Here is a 17,907-nt window from a genome sequence, read left to right on the forward strand (position 1 = left end):
AACAACCGAAAGCACCAGAAGTAAAAGAAGAAGCGAAGGTTGTAAATCAGCCGAAAGAAACACCGAAACAGGAGCAAAAAGTTGATCCGAATAAAGAGGAGAAAACGATACCGACTCAGACTGTTCCAAAGCCAGTACCACCAAAAGTAGATATAAAACCAGAACCACCTAAACCACAAGCAAAACAAGTCACCATCTCAGTAAAAGGTAATGAAGGATATTTATTAGGGGCAAAAAAGGTGGATGTACAAGAAGGCGATACTGTGTATAAAGTATTGCAGCGTACAGGTTTAGATGTTGATGCGATGGGCTCTAAAGACGGTATTTATGTAAAAGGGATTAATGATTTATATGAAAAAGATATTACCGCTACTAGTGGATGGAAATATCGTGTGAACGGTTCGTTTCCAAACCATAGTGCAGGTGTAGTTACAGTAAAACCAGGCGATACAATCGAGTGGGTGTTTGTATTAAAATAAGAAAGGCATTCGGTAAAGGACTATGAAAATCAGTTTTTCTTCTTTACATCCTTTTGTGAATTTTTTCTATTATATCGGGGTGATGATACTATGTATGATGTGTCTTCATCCTCTTTTTTTAATTGGAGCAATTCTATTAATCGTTATAATCAATGTGATGCAAGGGAATAGCGACAAGATAAGAAAGATGTTACCGGGCACAATCGTTTTCTTTATTATGGTCATTTTATTTAATTCGTTATTAACGCATAGAGGTCGAACTACATTATTTTGGTTAGGTGATAGCCGTATTAAGCTTGAGGCGATTATGTATGGAGTAGTAATGGGGTTATTATTAGTTGCGATTATGTTTACCTTTGCTTCGTATAATGATATTATTTCAAGTCATAAATTTTTATATTTGTTTTCTCGAATTTCACCGAAAGTAGCATTGTTAACGATGATTACAGTGAGATTTGTTCCTTTGTTTATGAGGCGATTACAGAAAATAACACTCGTCCAAAAAACGAAAGGTGTACAAGTAGATGCAGGTTCTATTGTTGAACGCATGAAAAATGGTATGCAATTATTGCAAGTATTATTAATTTGTTCATTAGAAGATGCATTACAAACGGCAGATTCTATGCAAGCTCGTGGATTTGGTGTAACGAAACGTACGACTTATATTCGGTATAGAATGGAAAGACGCGATTGGTATACGCTCAGTTATTTAAGTATTCTATTTATAGCTGCTATTATATGTAGTACATATGGCGGAGGGAAGTTAATCATTTATCCGAAAGTCGAATCGGTTCTATTTCAGCAATACGATGGGATGATGTTTGTCGTATTCACGATGTTTATTAGTTTACCAATTATAATGGAAGGACGGGAATGGATATGGTGGCGCATGCAGAAATAAACAATTTATCATTTGTATATGCTGATGAAAACGAAAAAGCGTTACAGCATATTTCTCTTTCTGTTCAAAAAGGAGAGTTTATTGCACTTGCTGGAGGATCAGGATCCGGGAAGACGACTTTATTAAAACATTTAAAAAAAGAATTACTTCCAATTGGTAAGCGTACTGGGGATACATATTATGATGGTACTTTATTAGAAAATGTACCGGACTTGTTATCTGCCCAAGAAATTGGCATGGTATTTCAAAATCCAGAAAATCAGCTCGTAATGGATACGGTCATTCAAGAATTAGCATTTTCTTTAGAAAATATCGGATTACCATCTCATATTATTCAAAAACGAATAGCCGAGCTTATTAGCTTCTTAGGATTCCAAGATTTATTGCACCAATCTGTTCATACGTTATCTGGCGGGCAGAAGCAACTTGTCAATTTAGCTGCAGTATTAGTTATGCAGCCGAAGTTACTATTATTAGATGAACCAACTGCGCAGTTAGATCCGATTGCTGCGAAAGAGTTTTTAGGGTTGTTAAAGCGTATTAATGAAGAACTTGGCATTACGATCGTTTTAAGTGAACATCGTTTAGATGAGGTAATACCACTTGCTACGCGCGTTATTTGTATGAGTAACGGCCAAATCGTGTATGACGGTAGTCCGAAAACAGTTGTAGCAAATATGTGGGAAGTAGAAGGATTTCGTCCATTTATTCCACAAATCCCAAGATTGTTTTTAGAGTGGAATGCGAAAGATATACCATTTACAGTGCGAGAAGCACAAATGAAAATGAATGATTTTTCAGCGATATCATATGTAAATGAGCCAATAGTACAAAGGGAAAAGCAAGAAGTCATTTTAAGTGCAGAGCATATTTCGTTTCAATATGAAAAGAATAGTCCGCTCATTTTACGAGATTTAACAGTATCGATTGAAAAAGGAAAATGGGTAGCTCTCGTTGGAAAAAATGGTACAGGGAAGTCTACACTGCTAACGATTTTAGCGGGATTACAAAAAGCGAGAAGAGGGAAAGTAAAGTGGAATGGGAAAGTGATACATAAAATTGATTCGAAAGAACGATTTAAAAGTATCGGGTATGTATCGCAGCATCCGTATTATCATTTTACATTTGATACAGTGTGGGACGAGGTGTATGAACGAGCGCGTGAATTATACGGAGAACAAGGAAAAGAAATAGCAGAACAACAGCTTAAAAAGTTTTGGCTATATGCACTTAAAGAACGCCATCCGCATGATTGTAGCGGGGGAGAGCAACAATTACTTGCATTATGTACGACGTTATTGTCAAAGCCGACTTTATTATTACTGGATGAACCGACAAAAGGACTAGATCCGTGGAAGAAAGAAAGAGTAGGAGAGTTATTTAGGAAACTGCAAAAAGAAGGTACAACAATTGTAATGGCAACGCATGATATTGAGTTTGCAGCGAAATACGTGGATCAATGCATGATGTTATTTGATGGAGCAGTCATTATGAATGATGCACCGAAAGAATTTTTTAGTGGCAACTTCTTTTATACAACCTCTATCAATCGATTTATTCGAAAAGAATTGCCATATGCATTAACGTGGGAGGATGTGTACGAAGCGTGTCCAAACGATATGTTGCATTCATAATATGTATTTTTGCAGTGATGATAGGTACATTACTTTTTACTACACTTATCATGGACGGTTATTACATGTTAAGTAGTTTGTTTTTATTAGTTGTTATTATGTTACCTTTTTATATCCGTTTTGAAAGGAAGGCGTTTGTTTCACGTGAAATTGTTCTCGTTGCTGTGTTAGCAGCAATTGCAGCAGTGAGCCGTGTACCATTTTCTGTTTTACCAAGTGTACAACCGACTTCTTTTGTCATTATTGTTTCTGCAATTGTGTTTGGAAGTGAAACTGGTTTTATGATTGGTGCAACAGCGGCTATCGTATCTAACATTTTTTTAGGACAAGGTCCGTGGACGCCGTGGCAAATGTTTTCATGGGGTATGATTGGTTTTATAGCTGGATTATTGCGGAATACATTTTTAATGAAAAAGTTATGGGGAAGACTTCTATACGGATTGTTTGTTGGATTTTTATTTGGCTGGATTATGAATTTCTGGGGGCTTCTCGGTTTTATACGAGAGGCAACGTGGGAAACAGTCATTTCGTATTATATCGCAAGTTTTTATTTCGATTTGAGCCATGCAATTTCAAATGTTGTGTTCTTACTACTATTTAGTACGTCTTGGATTACGATTCTTACAAGATTTAAAAAGAAATATGGCATATTGGATAAGCATAACATGGTATAGAAAAGCATACTCATATAAGGTAGGGTCGCGACTTACATATTCGTTTGCCTCTTTCATGCTTCTTACATATTGTAAGGAGCATTTTTCTGTATATTTTTTAATTATAACGGCAATAATTATGAAGTATGCCATTTGAAAAAACTTCCCACCTTATGATGGGAAGTTTTTTCACTCTTGTTCTAAAATGTGAACGGTGTAATCACAGCGTTGAATAGCTTGTTCGATCGCATAAAGAGATTGCTCAATACGAGCGCGATTAAAATCTTTTTCAACAGTCTGTAGTGCTTCTTCTAAACAATGTTTTGCTTCTTGTAACGATTGAAACGAATCTTGTACATATCCGCGAGCATTTTGATGCATTTCATAATCCTCCTTGCATACTCATATATGTATAGTATGAACAGTAAAGAAGAAAATATAATTCGTTATATTTGTTTGACAATTAAAATGAAATTACGTATAGTAAGAATTAAGTGAATATTTTCTTATCCAGAGAGGTGGAGGGACTGGCCCGATGAAACCCAGCAACCGCGATGCAGGTGCTAATTCCAGCAGAACATATTTGTTCTGGGAGATAAGACGAAGATATATACGTAACTTCTTCTTATCGGAGAGGTTTTTTTATTGCAAAAAAACCGATTACGAAAATTTATATTAAGAAGAAAGGGGTTGCGCATTACTGTGACACTCGAAAAATACGTCAAACTGCGTAGTACAGTTTATGAATATATGATAGAGCAAGATAAGCCGATATCATTGTTAGATATTCAAGAACATATCGTTTCGCATCATGAAGGAAAATTCACGAAAAAGATGTTACATCAATTTTATTTATCAAGACTATTAGATGAACTGAAACTGGATGGGAAAATTACATTAGCTGATGAATATCTCTATGCTGAAAAAGGGGTATTTTATAAGGCGAGAAAAGGGAGCTAAGCTCTCTTTTTTTGAAGTATGTAGAGTAAAAGACTGCTTAAGCAGCCTGATACAGGGAATGGTGTTGAGTGTGTAGTGTCAAAAATTGAATGTGCCTGAAAGAGGCAATTCATATCGGCTGCAAATGAAAAGAGACACCTTCGCCGAATAGGTGTCAGTCGTTTTTGTCACATAGACTTGCTATTTGACAGTTATTAGAATAACATGCAGTGGCTCTAGAAGTCAAAAGGGAATTAAAGGAAGAGGTGCTATGATGTACGCTTACTTATTACATGATATAACGAAGTGGATTCCTAAGTACATTATGGATAAAGGTTATGAATATTATGAAGATGGACATGTAGAAGATGTTGAAATACAAGACAAGAAAATATTTGCTTTCGTTACTGGAAATGCAGGAAACTATGAAGTGATTATTGATCTTGAAGATTTTACAGAAAGTAGCTGCGAGTGTCCGTATGAGAATCTTTGCAAGCATATGGCGGCAGTTGTTTATGATATTCAAGATGCTGGTGAGAGTAAGGTGAAAGAGAAACTGAAAGGTTTAGAAAAGGAAGAGTTACTAACGGTACTACATCGCTTGTTACAAAGTTCAAAAAACGTGCAAATTGTAGAGAAGATGTTAAAGAAGGGGAAACTTTAACTTATAGAGGGAGTTGTTTTGTAGTGAATGTACTAATTGTATACGCTCATCCTAGTCCTTCAAGCTTTAACGCGGCGATTTTAGAGCATGTGCAAAAAGGATTGCAAGAAACTAATCATTCGGTTACAGTACTTGATTTATATAAAGAACAATTTGATCCCGTCCTTGTCTTTAATGAAGAGAAGAAAAGACGTGATTTAGTAAATGAAGAAGAAACAGCTCGGTATAGAACGTTGGTGGAAGAAGCGGATACGCTACTCTTTATATATCCAATATGGTGGTGGGGGATGCCTGCTATTTTAAAAGGATTTATTGATCGCATTTTCGTAGCTGGATTTGCTTATAAATATGAAGGGACCCTGCCGAAAGGCTTATTGAAAGGTAAGAAGGCATGGGTAATTAATACGTTAGACTCACCGTTATGGTACGTCGCATTACTATATAGATCAGCAGATTGGATTATAATGAAGAGAGGTGTTTTACGTTTTTGCGGCATTCACGATATAAAACGGTCAGTATTTCAATCTGTAAAAACGAGTAAACGAGAGAAGCGGGAAAAGTGGTTATTACAAATAGAAGAAAAGGCTCGTACACTATGAATGAAATGGAACGTATTATAAAGTGTTGCGGGGATGACACCGAACTTTTGCGAACGTATATTACATGTTTACTTCAATTGAAAAAATGTAGCGAAACGTTTGAACAAATTCAAAAACAATTAAGAAATGATTATTTAATAAGAGGAATTTGTGAAAGAGAAGTTGATGAGGTAGTAATGGGAAGTAAAGAATATGAAACATATTTTCTTCCTAAAGTGTTACAGTGGAATTTTTTGAGGGAACATCCACACCTGATCGGAAAAATTTGCGAAGATTTTTTTGCATTTGAGTCATTACATCTTACGGAGGTAGAGTGGGAAACGATTATAAATTGCGTGGGAAATAAGAGATTTATTATATAAAAAAGCTAGTATAAAACTAGCTTTTCGTTTAAATAAATAAGAAACATAGACTTATGATAAATCCTGCATATAGTAAGTTCACGACGCAAAATCCCATAATATCACGAGCGCCTAAACCAGCTATTGCCAATGCGGGTAATGCCCAGAAAGGTTGAATTAAATTCGTCCAAGCATCGCCCCATGCAATGGCCATTGCTGTTTTTGCAGCAGGTACACCAAGTTCAGCACCAGCTGGAATCATAATGGGTGCTTGCACAGCCCATTGACCGCCACCAGATGGAACGAAAATATTAACGATGCCAGCACTTAAAAAAGTAAAGAGTGGGAAAGTCGTTTCGTTTGAAATGCTAATAAAGAAATTTGAAATAGCTCCTCCAAGTGAAAGTCCTTCACTATTTGCTCCAATCATCATGCCCATAATTCCTGCATAAAATGGAAACTGAAGTAAAATACCAGAAGCACTTTTTGTAGAATCTGAAAAAGCACGAATATATTGAATCGGAGTACGGTGGAAAATAAGTCCAGCAATTAATAACATAAAAATAACGATATCAAGTGTAAGGTTAAAGCCTTTCGTATAAAAGTAATTGAAAATATAAATGAGACCTAACAATCCAACGCAAAGTGTAATAATGATACTATTTTCCATTTTCTCAGCGAACGTATTTTTCCCTACTTCTTGAGCGGCAGCTTCTTCATGGAATACGCTAGGATCTACCGTTATCGTATGTTTTTCATCTGGATGCATCGCTTTATTAATGAGAGGCATCGTAACGAGAAAAATAATAACTGGTACAAGTGCGTATGGTGAGAATAACGTTTCTGTTATTGGAATCGCTTCTTTAATACTTCCAGCTGTCGTTTTCATTAACGTTTCGCCTCCAGTTGCTAACGTAAGAGGGATAGAAGCAGAAAGCCCCGCATGCCAAATGAGAAATCCAGAGTAGGAAGAGGCAATGGCTAACCTATAATCTAATCCTTCAAGTTGCCTTGCTACTTCCTTTGCATATAAAACAGATACAACAATACCAAAGCCCCAGTTTATGTACGCCCCTAGTAAACTTACGATTGAAATGGCAATAATACCTTGTCCATTCGTTTTCGGTAGTCTTGCAGCTTTCGTTAACCATTTTTTAATGAGAGGAGCGTTTGCTAAAGCAGATCCTGTCACGAGTACAAGTGCCATTTGCATAGAAAAGGCGAGAAGTCCCCAAATGCCATTCCCCCAGTGATTAATCATTTCCACAGGTGTTTGATGCGTTGCAAACATGCCGAAGAAAATAACAAATACGGTTAATAAACATGATAAAATAAACGGTTCTGGCAAGAAACGTTGCACTAAGGCGACGCAGCCATTAGTAAAAGAACGAAACAAAATAGATCAACCTCCTTATGTATATGTATTACAATTATTCGAGGTTGTTTCGTTCATAACCTTTTATATTTAGAAAATTCTGATGTTTTATGAAGATTGAAATATTGTCAAGAAGAGTAGTACCATCATCACCCTGGCAGAAAAAGTTGCTTTTCCTCAATATGAAATATTGCATATAAAAATGAATTGATGCAAATGTAAAAGCTTATTATAATGAAAGCATAAATATACAAAACATCTTAATACAGCAAAGAGGAGGAAGTAATATGGAAATCGCAATGGCCGTTTTAAAATTTTTAGGTGGAGTAATACCTTTAGTCCAAGAACTTTTAAAAGCGTTTATGTAAGTTTATTCGTTAGCTATCATGTCTTACTAAAAAAAGAACGGGGTGATTTTTCTGAATATTAAGAAAAATACCAAAAGAAGAAAGCTCCTTGCATGTTTATTCGTTAGTCTATGCACTCTTAATTATTCATCTATTTCTTTCGCAGAAACACAAGCCGGTCGTGCAACTGATATAGCTAAAAATGCTAGTAGCATTGATACTGGTATAGCAAACCTTACATATAATAATCAAGAGGTTTTAGCTGTAAATGGTGATAAAGTAGAGAGCTTTGTTCCGAAAGAAAGTATCAATTCAAATGGTAAATTTGTAGTAGTGGAACGTGAGAAAAAATCACTTACAACGTCACCAGTCGATATTTCGATTATTGATTCTGTAGCAAATCGCACGTATCCAGGAGCTGTACAACTTGCCAATAAAGCTTTTGCAGACAATCAACCGAGTTTATTAGTGGCTAAGAGAAAGCCTTTGAATATTAGTATAGACTTACCTGGTATGAGAAAAGAAAATACAATCACTGTCCAAAATCCGACATATGGTAATGTAGCTGGAGCAGTAGATGATTTAGTATCTACTTGGAATGAAAAGTATTCCGCAACACATACGTTACCTGCAAGAATGCAGTATACAGAATCTATGGTGTATAGTAAATCACAAATCGCAAGTGCTCTTAATGTTAATGCGAAATATCTTGATAACAGTTTAAACATTGATTTTAATGCGGTTGCAAATGGAGAGAAAAAAGTGATGGTGGCGGCATATAAGCAAATATTCTATACCGTAAGTGCTGAACTACCTAACAATCCATCCGATCTATTTGATAATAGTGTTACTTTTGATGAGCTAACTCGTAAAGGAGTAAGTAATTCAGCACCACCTGTTATGGTCTCAAATGTAGCTTATGGCAGAACGGTTTATGTAAAATTAGAAACAACATCTAAGAGTAAAGATGTACAAGCTGCTTTTAAAGCTTTACTTAAGAATAACAGTGTCGAAACGAGTGGACAGTACAAAGATATTTTTGAAGAAAGTACCTTTACTGCGGTCGTATTAGGCGGAGATGCGAAAGAGCATAACAAGGTTGTTACAAAAGATTTCAATGAAATTCGAAATATTATTAAAGATAATGCTGAATTAAGTTTTAAAAATCCAGCATACCCAATTTCATATACAAGCACTTTCTTAAAAGATAATGCAACTGCTGCTGTTCATAACAATACAGATTATATCGAGACGACAACGACAGAATATTCAAGTGCAAAAATGACACTTGATCATTACGGTGCATATGTTGCTCAATTTGATGTATCTTGGGATGAATTCACATTTGATCAAAATGGGAAAGAAGTATTAACACATAAAACATGGGAAGGTAGTGGCAAAGACAAAACAGCTCATTACTCTACGGTAATCCCTCTTCCACCAAATTCAAAAAATATAAAAATCGTAGCAAGAGAATGTACAGGTCTTGCATGGGAATGGTGGAGAACCATTATTAATGAACAAAATGTTCCATTAACAAATGAAATAAAGGTTTCAATTGGAGGAACAACATTATATCCAACTGCTACTATTAGTCATTAGGTTGGAGAAAAGCGCCCGGTTTATAGGGTGCTTTTTTACTTAGGTGAAAGTAGATCGGGGTTTCTTAAATATATCATAATCAATTCGCAAATCTTGTAACCATATTTTTTAATGTTATCAGTTATCATTATTAATTTATTGTGCATCAGCATTTGGATTTTTTTATTGGGAATAGTAAGGATGAGGGGAGGTGCATTACATATGGGAAAAGGTAGAAGTAATAATGCTGGTAAAAAGCAACCAAATTTCGATGATTCATCTAATTTCGCTAAACAAAGTCAACCGACAGAAAAGAAGAAGAAATAAAAAAAGGAGCTCTCTTGATCAAGAGAGCTCCTTTTTTTTAGATATATTGACGTTTCAACACAACAGATCGTGTGTTCAATCAAATAGTCATACATGTAAGGTTTAAACTCCTGCTTCCACTACTGTGGAAGCTTCTCTAAATGATGTGCAATGTCAATATACATATTGGAGTAAACGGAATGGATTTCATTACTTGGCGTAGCATTAGAAGAGAAGTGGACAATTACCATATTCGCTTTCGGATCGATGTAAAGTGTTTGTCCGTAACTACCTAACACTTCGAAAGCACCTTGTTCATTGTGCGGAATCCACCATTGATTATGATAAGAAATGGAAGCGCCAGGGCCAACTGCAAGTTCACCTTCTTGGACATTTTTTATATCTTCAGTAATAGAAGAAGGGAGAATTTGTTTTCCGTTATATTCCCCGTTGTTTAATAGTAATTGCCCGAATCTAGCCATATCTCTAGCAGTTGCATTTAAACCAGCACTAGCTTGTTCAACTTTTGTTTCATCTGTTACGTAATACGCGTTTTCTTCCATACCAATTTGAGACCAAATACGCTCACTAACATTTTCAGCTAATGATTTACCAGTGATCGTTCGAATCACCCAAGCGAGTGTTTCTGCTGATCCGTTATCGTAAGAAAAATCGGAACCAGGCGGTGCAGTTTCTTCTGCTTCTCGTAACATATCATAAATTTTCATCGGGCCGTCGTAATTTTTACCTCGAGGTAAAATATTGCTTGCTAAATATAGTTGTGCATCTTGATTTTCTAATGCTGGATGTTCATATCCGTGAGTAGGATATTCTACAGAAACTTGCATATCCAATAATTGCTGAAGCGAGGCTTTACCAAACGGTGTATTTTTTAATTCTTTTATATATGTGTCAGCTGTTTTTTCTAAGTCAATACGGTTTTCTTCAGCGAGAGATTGTATAATTGCCCCGGTAAATACTTTTGCTAATGACGCCATACCATGAGGTTCGCTCTCGTTATATCCATTGAAATATCGTTCATATACAAGTTGTCCATTATGTACAACGACGAAAGCATCCGTTTTGTTATCATCTAAAAGTTTTTTTAGAGGAGTTGTATTTCCAAATCTACGCTCCCCAGCAAAATCGTCTAAGTTTTGCAATGCGGTAGAGAAGTGAAAAACGTGATCCGGGTTATTTTTCACCTCATTAATTAAAGTGAATTCTTTCATATGTGTATACGACCAACGTAAGTACGGGTCATCTATCCAATTTTTCTTCGTCACGTTATTTTTCGATGGAGTCGTTTTATTATGTTTGAAGTATGTAAAACCGAGCCCTGTAATTACAAATATAAATGTGATTATGAGTAAGAGTAGGGGAGATTTTTTAAGTTTCATATCGGTCCCTCCTTGTTTTTTCTATTATAAGTATACGCTTCAATTGAAAGAAATACAAAATAAGGAAAGTAAACGGGGAAGTTTACTTTCCTTATTTATGTTAAGCGGAAACTTTTCCGTCTGTATGTTGTTTCTTGAACTTTTGTTTTCGTCCGTGTAATCCATAATAAAGAAGTAAAGTGAACGCAACGATAATGGCTGCGATGAAATACATATTATGGTAACTTGATTTCGCTGCGACGATACCTAAAATGAAAGAACCAAAGCCAATACCACTATCAAAGAATGAGAAGTACGTAGCTGTCGCAGAACCACGTCTATGGTTTGGAGCTGCAGAAATCGCAATCGTTTGGAAGCTAGGAATTAATGTTCCGTAACCTAAACCGATTAACATACCTGCGCCAAGGAACCAAAATGAAGTTTGTGCTTGGCTTAAAATGAACATCCCAATTGTGAAAATAATAATAGCTGGATAAACAAGTACATTTTCACCGAAGCGATCAAAAATCTTACCTGTAAATGGACGAGAAATGACAACAACAAGTGCATATAAAATAAAGAAGTAACTTGCAATGTCAGCTAAACCGAGCTCTTTTGCATAAATAGGAATAAAGGATAAAATGCCACTATAAGAAAAGGCTAAAACAAATCCTGTAAGAGCGATTGGAATAGAAGATGGTTCAAGTAAGTCTTTCCATTTCATTTTTTCTCGTTTTTGTTTGCTTACAGGTGCTTCATGCGGAATATTTACAAGTAGTCCTAATAAAAATGCAAGCAATGAAAATACGGAACAAACGATAAATAGTACAGTGAATGAAAAATGAGAAATAATTGTTAAACCTAAAAAAGGACCAATTACCATCGGCAAACTCATAAATACGCCGAAATAGGCAAGTGCTTCGCCGCGTCTATGAGCTGGCGCAACATCTGTGACAATCGTACCAGTTGCTGTTGTTGCCATACCGAACCCAATACCATGTAAGAAGCGAAGGGCAAGTAATAAAAATAAACTTTGCGCACCGAAATACATAACAGTAGCAGCTAAAAATAAAGAAAGTGAAATAAATAATATTTTCTTTCTTCCTAAATCATCGAGCCATTTTCCTGTAAATGGTCGACATAATACAGATGAAATAAGAAATACAGTTGCAACTAAACCAATTTCCTCAGGTTTTCCTTTTAGGCCGTCTATTACATAGACGGGTAAAGTAGTCATAAGCATATAAAATGTTAAGAAGAGAAATAGACTACTAAAACAAGTTCCGAGGAAATCCTTCGTCCAAAGTTTCTCACTTTGCATCGTCATCCCTCCAATTTAATCTAAGTTTTTAATAATTTGTTGTAACACTTGAAATGCTTGATGTAAATCATCTTCGTTAATACCTTCTAGCGTTTTTTCTTCGAAAGTATCAACTTCTTCTTGCCATATTGGAATCATCTTTATCGCTGTTTCTGATAAAGAAATGAGCTTCTCACGGCGATCTTTTCCTTCAGTACGAATAATCCATCCCATCGTTTCCATACGTGTTAACGTACGAGTCATCGTTGGTGATTCAACATTTAAATACTGACATAATTCTGTTTGCGTACAAGAACCAGTTTGATTAATACGGAAAATTACAGCCCATTGCGCACTAAATAACCCAGTGGGAGATACGCGTTCATTAAATTTCTTCGTAAACTTGCGAGAAGTCTGGCTGACAATGTGAAAAAAATGTTGTTTTTCGTCCATGTATGTTGATCCTTTCAAATTAGTTACCTAGCTAACTATATACTTTTTTATTATAATTGTCTAGTAATAGACATGTTGATTTATGTAAAAATTTCGTATCGCTTTTTTGTTGAGAACATACATTCTGCATGTTATTCTTTAATTAAGTAAAGAATTTTCTTTCTATTAAAAAGAATGGGGGAACTTGTGATGATTAAGCCTGCAACAATGGAGTTTGTTTCACTATCGAACGGAGAAACGATTGCGTATCAGGAAGTTGGAAGGCAAAATGCAGAAATTCTTGTACTCATTCACGGAAACATGACATCGTCACAACATTGGGATTTAGTCATTGAAAAGCTGCAAGATCAATACCATATTTACGCTCTTGATTTAAGAGGATTTGGTCAATCAACATATAATAAAGCGATAGATTCCATACAAGATTTTGCAGAAGATGTAAAACTATTTATTGATCAATTAAAACTAGAGAAATTTTCATTAATGGGCTGGTCAATGGGCGGTGGTGTTGCGATGCAATTTACAGCGAATCATCCAACGTTTGTCGAAAAGTTAATTTTAGTAGAATCGGTGGGCATGAAGGGATATCCAATTTTTAAAAAAGATATAAACGGGCAGCCAATCGTATCAAGTTTAGTAAAGACGAAGGAAGAGGTTGCACAAGATCCTGTACAAATTGCTCCAGTGCTAGATGCGATAAAAAATATGAATAAATTATATTACCGAACAGTATGGAATCTATTAATATATACACATAATCAACCTGAACCAGATCGTTATGAAAAGTATTTAGACGATATGTTAACGCAACGTAATTTCGTAGATGTGAATTATGCGCTCATTACATTTAATATTTCGGATGAACATAACGGGGTTGTAGAGGGAAATAAGCAAATTCATCGTATTAAAACTCCAACGCTTGTCATACAAGGTGACAGAGATTATGTCGTACCGCAAGTAGTGGGTGAGGAGTTAGCGAAACATTTGCCGAATGCTGAATTGCAATTATTAGAAGATTGCGGTCATTCACCGTTTATTGATTGTTTAGATGTATTTATAAAGCATGTAGAGGATTGGTTAGAACAGAAATAATCCCCGAAATGAAAGGTATTGCATATGCTATAACATTGTATGTAAAAGGGGAGATTATCCATGCATCATCCGCTCTTAATTGCGCATTCACCATATAATCATCATATATATACAAAATTGATGATAGCTCCGCTGTATATGCAGATTTCACCAGCTGTAGTTCCGTTACAAATGCAATATCCGCAACAACCAATCGTTAGCGCACAGCAACACGTATATGGAACTGCATTTTATAAAAATCCGTACTTCAAGCAATTTCATAACAATGTGAAAGCACAAGTTTGGGAAGGATAGGAAGCTAAAAGATTCATTCTTTTAGCTTCTTTTTAATTGCGAATATTCGTACACGCATTTGCAGAAACAGTTTATAATGAAAAGTGGAAAGCGTGAGAAGGAGAAGGAGAGGGAAAGGGATGTCACTGCGTTTTACTTTTTGGATTATGGTTGGGATTGTAGCAATTTCAGGTTTGTCACAAGGTATGCTCTTACCGGCCATTGCAATGATTTTTGAACAAGAAGGGGTTAGTTCAAGTATTAACGGTATTCATGCGACGGCACTATATATTGGGATATTAGTAATCTCGCCGTTTCTTGAAAAACCGATGCAAAAATTTGGAATGAAGCCAATTATTGTGATTGGTGGGTTTCTCGTTATTATTTCATTATTCTTTTTTACACAAACATTTTCGTTTTGGGTATGGTTTATCCTTAGATTTCTAGTTGGAGTCGGAGATCATATGCTTCATGTCGGAACACAAACATGGATTACGACAACATCAGACCCGAGTAAAATTGGGAGACAAGTATCGATATACGGTGTATTCTTCGGAATTGGTTTTGCCGTCGGTCCGTATTTAGCAAGCACTGTGCAGTACGGTCTTGCAACGCCATTTATTATATCTACTGTACTTTGTTTAATAGGTTGGCTGTTATTACTGCCAACGAAAAATGCATTCCCGGCGCAAGATGAAAGAGAAGTGAAGAGTGAATCATCCTTTTCTCGTTATAAACAAGTTGTTGGATTAGGATGGATTGCACTGCTGGGACCACTTGCATATGGCGTACTGGAAGCAATGTTAAACAGTAACTTACCAGTATATGCGCTTCGTAAAGGATGGTCTGTTTCAGAAGTATCCTTCTTATTACCAGCATTTGCAGTTGGGGGCATTATTACACAAATTCCGCTCGGTATATTAAGTGACAAATACGGAAGGGACCGTATTTTAACGTGGACGTTCAGCATAAGTACGGGCATTTTCTTGCTAGCAGCCGTATTTGATCAATATTACTGGATCGTCTTTGCCTGCATGTTGTTAGCTGGTATGGTCATTGGATCGTGCTTCTCGTTAGGACTTGGATTTATGACAGATTTATTACCGAGACACTTATTGCCAGCAGGTAATATATTAGCTGGAATCGCCTTTAGTTTAGGGAGTATACTGGGACCTGTATTAGGAGGCGTATTTATAGAAAAAATACAGTATACAAGCTTTTTTATTGCGGTTATGATTATAATAGGAATTCTCGCAATGTTATATATGATCTACATGAAGAATCAATTCGCATCAAGAAAAATAGAAAGTAGGTTAGGGCATGACAAAACAACCTAATAAAAAGAAATTTGAAGTACTCGAAAACGAAACAATTACAGACTGCTTAGCACGTATGGAACAAGAAGGCTATGCACCGTCTCGCCGCATGGAAGAGCCAATCTTTCATGAAGTGAAGAAAGACGGCAAAACAGTAGTGGAACCGTGCGGCAGAAAGATTGTCTTTGAGGGGAAATTGAAGTAATACAAATAGCAAATTCTCTTTATAGTATAGAGCCACCCAATTCATTTGAATTGGGTGGCTTGTTTTGTTACTGAGTAAGGAAGGAATAGGTAGATTAGGAATTGAATAGAATGAATGGATATTTTCTAGAGAGGATGAAGTTAGTTGTTCGGGCATGGATTATAGAGCTAAAACTATAATTTTGCAGAGGGAAATAGGTAAATACGCCGAGTGCTGGTTAATCCGTACGCCATCAATTTTGTTATTTGGAAGAAAATAATAATATCATAAAGCATACTATAAATAGTTATATTTTTTGTATAGAAAATGCGTAATTGTAACGTTAAATCTTCCTGGAAGAGCAGTTACACTATCTTTGGATTTTTGTTAATTCAAAATTCAGTGTGCAAACGAGGTGGAGTTCAAAAATGGAAGCAAATCAAAATGAGCGAATTCTCTATGTAGTTTTTGAGAATGAAATGAAATTACCGATTTTGGATATTACGCACCCGTTGTTCAATGCAAGTATTGATGAACAGGCGTATCATTTGAATTGCCTTAAATCAGCACGGAGCATTGAAGCATTAAAAAAGATGCCGGGTTTTATTCAGAACATTTTTGTGAAAATGTCGAATGTTGATGATTCTTATCTTAGTGGTATGCGTACGTTACTGTACAAACTTGGACCTGATTTAAGTAAGGGGATAAAATTAGGCTTCCGGGACAAGTGGGCGGTAAAGCAAACCTCTTTTATGGGACTTCGGATTAGGCTGAGGGATCTTTGCAGACAGCAGTCGGAACTTTTGTTGCCTCAGCTTAGGGCGTTTCCTGAACGTGGCCTTTGTTTTTTTAATATTGCTGGTGGAGCTGCTGCAGACAGTATCAATACTTTGATTTTAATTCAGGAATCGGACCCAGAATTACTTAAGGGACGAAAGATTGGAATTAACATTTTAGATATTGATACGTACGGCCCTAATTTCGCAAAGCGGTGCATCGATGCTTTGAAGCAACCGGGAGAACGCTTTTATGGCCTTGATATAACACTTAACACAATACATTATAACTGGAGCCAATCGGAGTCATTATTAAAAATGAGCTTGGATCATTCAGGTTGGATTCAGCTCTGTTCATCGGAGGGGGGGCTTTTTGAGTATGGTTCGGATTCGGATATTATTGAGAATTTAGACCGTTTCTTTGAAAATTCCCCAGCGGATGCCAGGGTGACGGGTTCGTTAATTTTCGACCGAGCATATGTTAATCCAGGATATCTTGGGTTTACAGAGTTTATTGGCGTGCAAATTAGATATCTTGGATTGGAAGGATTACAGAAGCTTTTAGCTCAAACCTCATGGATTTTAGAAGAATCGCATGAAATTGAAAAAATTTATATTCTGTTTTCGTTGAAGAAAGCGTGAAATAAGACTGTTTATCACGTATGGACACCATCTCGTCGTATGGAAGAGCCAACCTTTTATGAAGTGAAGATAGACGGGGAAATCAAAGTGAAAAAGGTTACATAAAAATGAATCTGCTTTGTTCTCACAAAATAATTCACACATCTAGTCACATAAAAAAACGCTATTGATTCTAACATCAATAGCGTTTTTATTTTTAGTAAATATATAGATCAAAATGAATTTCTGCTTGAATCGAACTAGCGAAATCAAGTATATCTTTTTGTAAATACATTGCGGGTGATTCGTTATTCTCAATTTGAATGACTACCATAAATAGAAATTCTAAATCATATTTTTTCTTAAGCTGTTTTAATGGTTCTGTTTTCTCTTCAAGTGATTTTAGAATAACATGCAACTGATTATTTATATCGTATGATTCTTGATAGCCAGTGCTTAAATTCCAATCCGTCTCTTTTCTATATAGTTTTTTTGTGGATACAAGATTTGGATTATCACGTCTTGCGACAATATCACCTTTTTTATAAGTTCTTGTAGGTTCGATATTTAGGGCGTCGGTAATTGCTTCAACAGGGAATATATCACCCGTTATACTAAAATAAGCCATAACTTTGGTTTTATCCAGAATGGTTCCTCCTCTATTGTTAAGATGTCACTCTTATTACATTATAAA

Annotated in this window: 20 protein-coding genes and 1 riboswitch; of the genes, 14 read left to right on the forward strand and 6 right to left on the reverse strand. The window is 35.9% G+C overall.

The features are described from left to right. The 4 genes from MR083_RS07880 to MR083_RS07895 all read left to right on the forward strand — a co-directional run. Nucleotides 1-479, forward strand: a 479-nt coding sequence (locus MR083_RS07880) for a DUF4430 domain-containing protein (RefSeq protein ID WP_242268875.1), incomplete at its 5' end; no start/stop codon positions are given. Between the two features lie 22 nt (nucleotides 480-501). Next, nucleotides 502-1,380, forward strand: coding sequence for an energy-coupling factor transporter transmembrane component T (locus tag MR083_RS07885; RefSeq protein WP_011040515.1), 879 nt, complete (start codon nucleotides 502-504; stop codon nucleotides 1,378-1,380). Continuing rightward, nucleotides 1,353-3,014 (forward strand): ABC transporter ATP-binding protein, encoded by a 1,662-nt coding sequence (locus MR083_RS07890; RefSeq protein WP_242268877.1) that lies wholly within the window; start codon nucleotides 1,353-1,355, stop codon nucleotides 3,012-3,014. Before MR083_RS07885 ends, MR083_RS07890 begins: the two co-directional genes overlap by 28 nt. Continuing rightward, nucleotides 2,987-3,688, forward strand: a complete 702-nt coding sequence (locus MR083_RS07895) for an ECF transporter S component (protein ID WP_000044910.1) — start codon at nucleotides 2,987-2,989, stop codon at nucleotides 3,686-3,688. Before MR083_RS07890 ends, MR083_RS07895 begins: the two co-directional genes overlap by 28 nt. A gap of 168 nt (nucleotides 3,689-3,856) precedes the next feature. On the opposite strand, the gene MR083_RS07900 is transcribed toward MR083_RS07895, so the two are convergent. After that, nucleotides 3,857-4,048 carry a hypothetical protein gene (locus tag MR083_RS07900; protein WP_000554030.1) on the reverse strand — a complete coding sequence of 64 codons (192 nt, stop codon included), beginning with the start codon at nucleotides 4,046-4,048 and terminating at the stop codon, nucleotides 3,857-3,859. Between the two features lie 122 nt (nucleotides 4,049-4,170). After that, nucleotides 4,171-4,269: riboswitch (SAM riboswitch) on the forward strand. A gap of 100 nt (nucleotides 4,270-4,369) precedes the next feature. On the opposite strand from MR083_RS07900, the gene MR083_RS07905 reads away from it, so the two are divergent. The 4 genes from MR083_RS07905 (at nucleotide 4,370) to MR083_RS07920 (ending at nucleotide 6,231) form a co-directional block, all read left to right on the forward strand. After that, entirely contained in the window at nucleotides 4,370-4,627 is a 258-nt protein-coding gene (locus tag MR083_RS07905) for a hypothetical protein (protein ID WP_000171475.1), read from the forward strand. A 253-nt stretch (nucleotides 4,628-4,880) separates the two neighbouring features. Beyond that, complete coding sequence (locus MR083_RS07910) at nucleotides 4,881-5,270, forward strand: SWIM zinc finger family protein (RefSeq protein WP_041184771.1); 390 nt, start codon at nucleotides 4,881-4,883, stop codon at nucleotides 5,268-5,270. 23 nt (nucleotides 5,271-5,293) lie between these two features. Further along, complete coding sequence (locus MR083_RS07915; RefSeq protein ID WP_001101659.1) at nucleotides 5,294-5,869, forward strand: NAD(P)H-dependent oxidoreductase; 576 nt, start codon at nucleotides 5,294-5,296, stop codon at nucleotides 5,867-5,869. After that, entirely contained in the window at nucleotides 5,866-6,231 is a 366-nt protein-coding gene (locus tag MR083_RS07920) for a hypothetical protein (protein WP_001004512.1), read from the forward strand. The genes MR083_RS07915 and MR083_RS07920 overlap by 4 nt, the downstream gene beginning before the upstream one ends. 28 nt (nucleotides 6,232-6,259) lie before the next feature. Here the strand turns inward: MR083_RS07920 and MR083_RS07925 are convergent, their stop codons facing one another. Beyond that, nucleotides 6,260-7,606 (reverse strand): short-chain fatty acid transporter, encoded by a 1,347-nt coding sequence (locus MR083_RS07925; RefSeq protein WP_000490036.1) that lies wholly within the window; start codon nucleotides 7,604-7,606, stop codon nucleotides 6,260-6,262. A gap of 389 nt (nucleotides 7,607-7,995) precedes the next feature. Here MR083_RS07925 and alo point away from each other — a divergent pair, with 389 nt between their 5' ends. Continuing rightward, nucleotides 7,996-9,534, forward strand: a complete 1,539-nt coding sequence (gene alo, locus MR083_RS07930) for an anthrolysin O/cereolysin O family cholesterol-dependent cytolysin Alo (RefSeq protein ID WP_242268880.1) — start codon at nucleotides 7,996-7,998, stop codon at nucleotides 9,532-9,534. 425 nt (nucleotides 9,535-9,959) lie between these two features. On the opposite strand, the gene MR083_RS07935 is transcribed toward alo, so the two are convergent. The 3 genes from MR083_RS07935 to MR083_RS07945 all read right to left on the reverse strand — a co-directional run bounded on the left by MR083_RS07935 (nucleotide 9,960) and on the right by MR083_RS07945 (nucleotide 12,951). Beyond that, complete coding sequence (locus MR083_RS07935; RefSeq protein WP_242268882.1) at nucleotides 9,960-11,219, reverse strand: serine hydrolase domain-containing protein; 1,260 nt, start codon at nucleotides 11,217-11,219, stop codon at nucleotides 9,960-9,962. Nucleotides 11,220-11,319: 100 nt separating this feature from the next. Next, nucleotides 11,320-12,519, reverse strand: a complete 1,200-nt coding sequence (locus MR083_RS07940; protein WP_242268884.1) for an MFS transporter — start codon at nucleotides 12,517-12,519, stop codon at nucleotides 11,320-11,322. A gap of 15 nt (nucleotides 12,520-12,534) precedes the next feature. Beyond that, nucleotides 12,535-12,951: a MarR family winged helix-turn-helix transcriptional regulator gene (locus tag MR083_RS07945; RefSeq protein ID WP_000343675.1), complete on the reverse strand. Its 417-nt coding sequence runs from the start codon at nucleotides 12,949-12,951 to the stop codon at nucleotides 12,535-12,537. Nucleotides 12,952-13,125: 174 nt separating this feature from the next. Between MR083_RS07945 and phaZ the strand changes: the two genes are divergently transcribed. The 5 genes from phaZ to MR083_RS07970 all read left to right on the forward strand — a co-directional run bounded on the left by phaZ (nucleotide 13,126) and on the right by MR083_RS07970 (nucleotide 17,234). After that, nucleotides 13,126-14,043, forward strand: a complete 918-nt coding sequence (gene phaZ / locus MR083_RS07950; protein WP_139303029.1) for an intracellular short-chain-length polyhydroxyalkanoate depolymerase — start codon at nucleotides 13,126-13,128, stop codon at nucleotides 14,041-14,043. A 60-nt stretch (nucleotides 14,044-14,103) separates the two neighbouring features. Then, on the forward strand, nucleotides 14,104-14,337 hold the full coding sequence (locus MR083_RS07955; RefSeq protein WP_000546488.1) for a hypothetical protein: 234 nt from the start codon (nucleotides 14,104-14,106) through the stop codon (nucleotides 14,335-14,337). 119 nt (nucleotides 14,338-14,456) lie between these two features. Continuing rightward, complete coding sequence (locus tag MR083_RS07960) at nucleotides 14,457-15,653, forward strand: MFS transporter (RefSeq protein ID WP_000058542.1); 1,197 nt, start codon at nucleotides 14,457-14,459, stop codon at nucleotides 15,651-15,653. Continuing rightward, nucleotides 15,637-15,837, forward strand: coding sequence for an NETI motif-containing protein (locus tag MR083_RS07965; RefSeq protein WP_000166303.1), 201 nt, complete (start codon nucleotides 15,637-15,639; stop codon nucleotides 15,835-15,837). The genes MR083_RS07960 and MR083_RS07965 overlap by 17 nt, the downstream gene beginning before the upstream one ends. Before the next feature lie 407 nt (nucleotides 15,838-16,244). After that, nucleotides 16,245-17,234, forward strand: a complete 990-nt coding sequence (locus tag MR083_RS07970; protein WP_000387972.1) for a hypothetical protein — start codon at nucleotides 16,245-16,247, stop codon at nucleotides 17,232-17,234. 196 nt (nucleotides 17,235-17,430) lie between these two features. Here MR083_RS07970 and MR083_RS07975 read toward each other — a convergent pair whose 3' ends face one another. Beyond that, entirely contained in the window at nucleotides 17,431-17,841 is a 411-nt protein-coding gene (locus tag MR083_RS07975; RefSeq protein WP_000323208.1) for a DUF4279 domain-containing protein, read from the reverse strand. Between the last annotated feature and the right edge of the window lie 66 nt (nucleotides 17,842-17,907).

It is taken from the genome of Bacillus cereus group sp. BfR-BA-01408 (assembly GCF_022663305.1).
Classification (GTDB): Bacteria; Bacillota; Bacilli; order Bacillales; family Bacillaceae_G; genus Bacillus_A; species Bacillus_A pacificus.

What these genes read in the sequence shown, in the direction of transcription:
- MR083_RS07935 (WP_242268882.1), bottom strand. Translation starts at nt 11,219, where the DNA reads ATGAAACTTAAAAAATCTCCCCTACTCTTACTCATAATCACATTTATA.
- MR083_RS07890 (WP_242268877.1), top strand. Translation starts at nt 1,353, where the DNA reads ATGGATATGGTGGCGCATGCAGAAATAAACAATTTATCATTTGTATAT.
- MR083_RS07920 (WP_001004512.1), top strand. Translation starts at nt 5,866, where the DNA reads ATGAATGAAATGGAACGTATTATAAAGTGTTGCGGGGATGACACCGAA.
- MR083_RS07885 (WP_011040515.1), top strand. Translation starts at nt 502, where the DNA reads ATGAAAATCAGTTTTTCTTCTTTACATCCTTTTGTGAATTTTTTCTAT.
- MR083_RS07970 (WP_000387972.1), top strand. Translation starts at nt 16,245, where the DNA reads ATGGAAGCAAATCAAAATGAGCGAATTCTCTATGTAGTTTTTGAGAAT.
- MR083_RS07975 (WP_000323208.1), bottom strand. Translation starts at nt 17,841, where the DNA reads ATGGCTTATTTTAGTATAACGGGTGATATATTCCCTGTTGAAGCAATT.
- phaZ (WP_139303029.1), top strand. Translation starts at nt 13,126, where the DNA reads ATGGGGGAACTTGTGATGATTAAGCCTGCAACAATGGAGTTTGTTTCA.
- MR083_RS07900 (WP_000554030.1), bottom strand. Translation starts at nt 4,048, where the DNA reads ATGCATCAAAATGCTCGCGGATATGTACAAGATTCGTTTCAATCGTTA.
- MR083_RS07910 (WP_041184771.1), top strand. Translation starts at nt 4,881, where the DNA reads ATGTACGCTTACTTATTACATGATATAACGAAGTGGATTCCTAAGTAC.
- MR083_RS07940 (WP_242268884.1), bottom strand. Translation starts at nt 12,519, where the DNA reads ATGCAAAGTGAGAAACTTTGGACGAAGGATTTCCTCGGAACTTGTTTT.
- MR083_RS07960 (WP_000058542.1), top strand. Translation starts at nt 14,457, where the DNA reads ATGTCACTGCGTTTTACTTTTTGGATTATGGTTGGGATTGTAGCAATT.
- MR083_RS07945 (WP_000343675.1), bottom strand. Translation starts at nt 12,951, where the DNA reads ATGGACGAAAAACAACATTTTTTTCACATTGTCAGCCAGACTTCTCGC.
- MR083_RS07955 (WP_000546488.1), top strand. Translation starts at nt 14,104, where the DNA reads ATGCATCATCCGCTCTTAATTGCGCATTCACCATATAATCATCATATA.
- MR083_RS07965 (WP_000166303.1), top strand. Translation starts at nt 15,637, where the DNA reads ATGACAAAACAACCTAATAAAAAGAAATTTGAAGTACTCGAAAACGAA.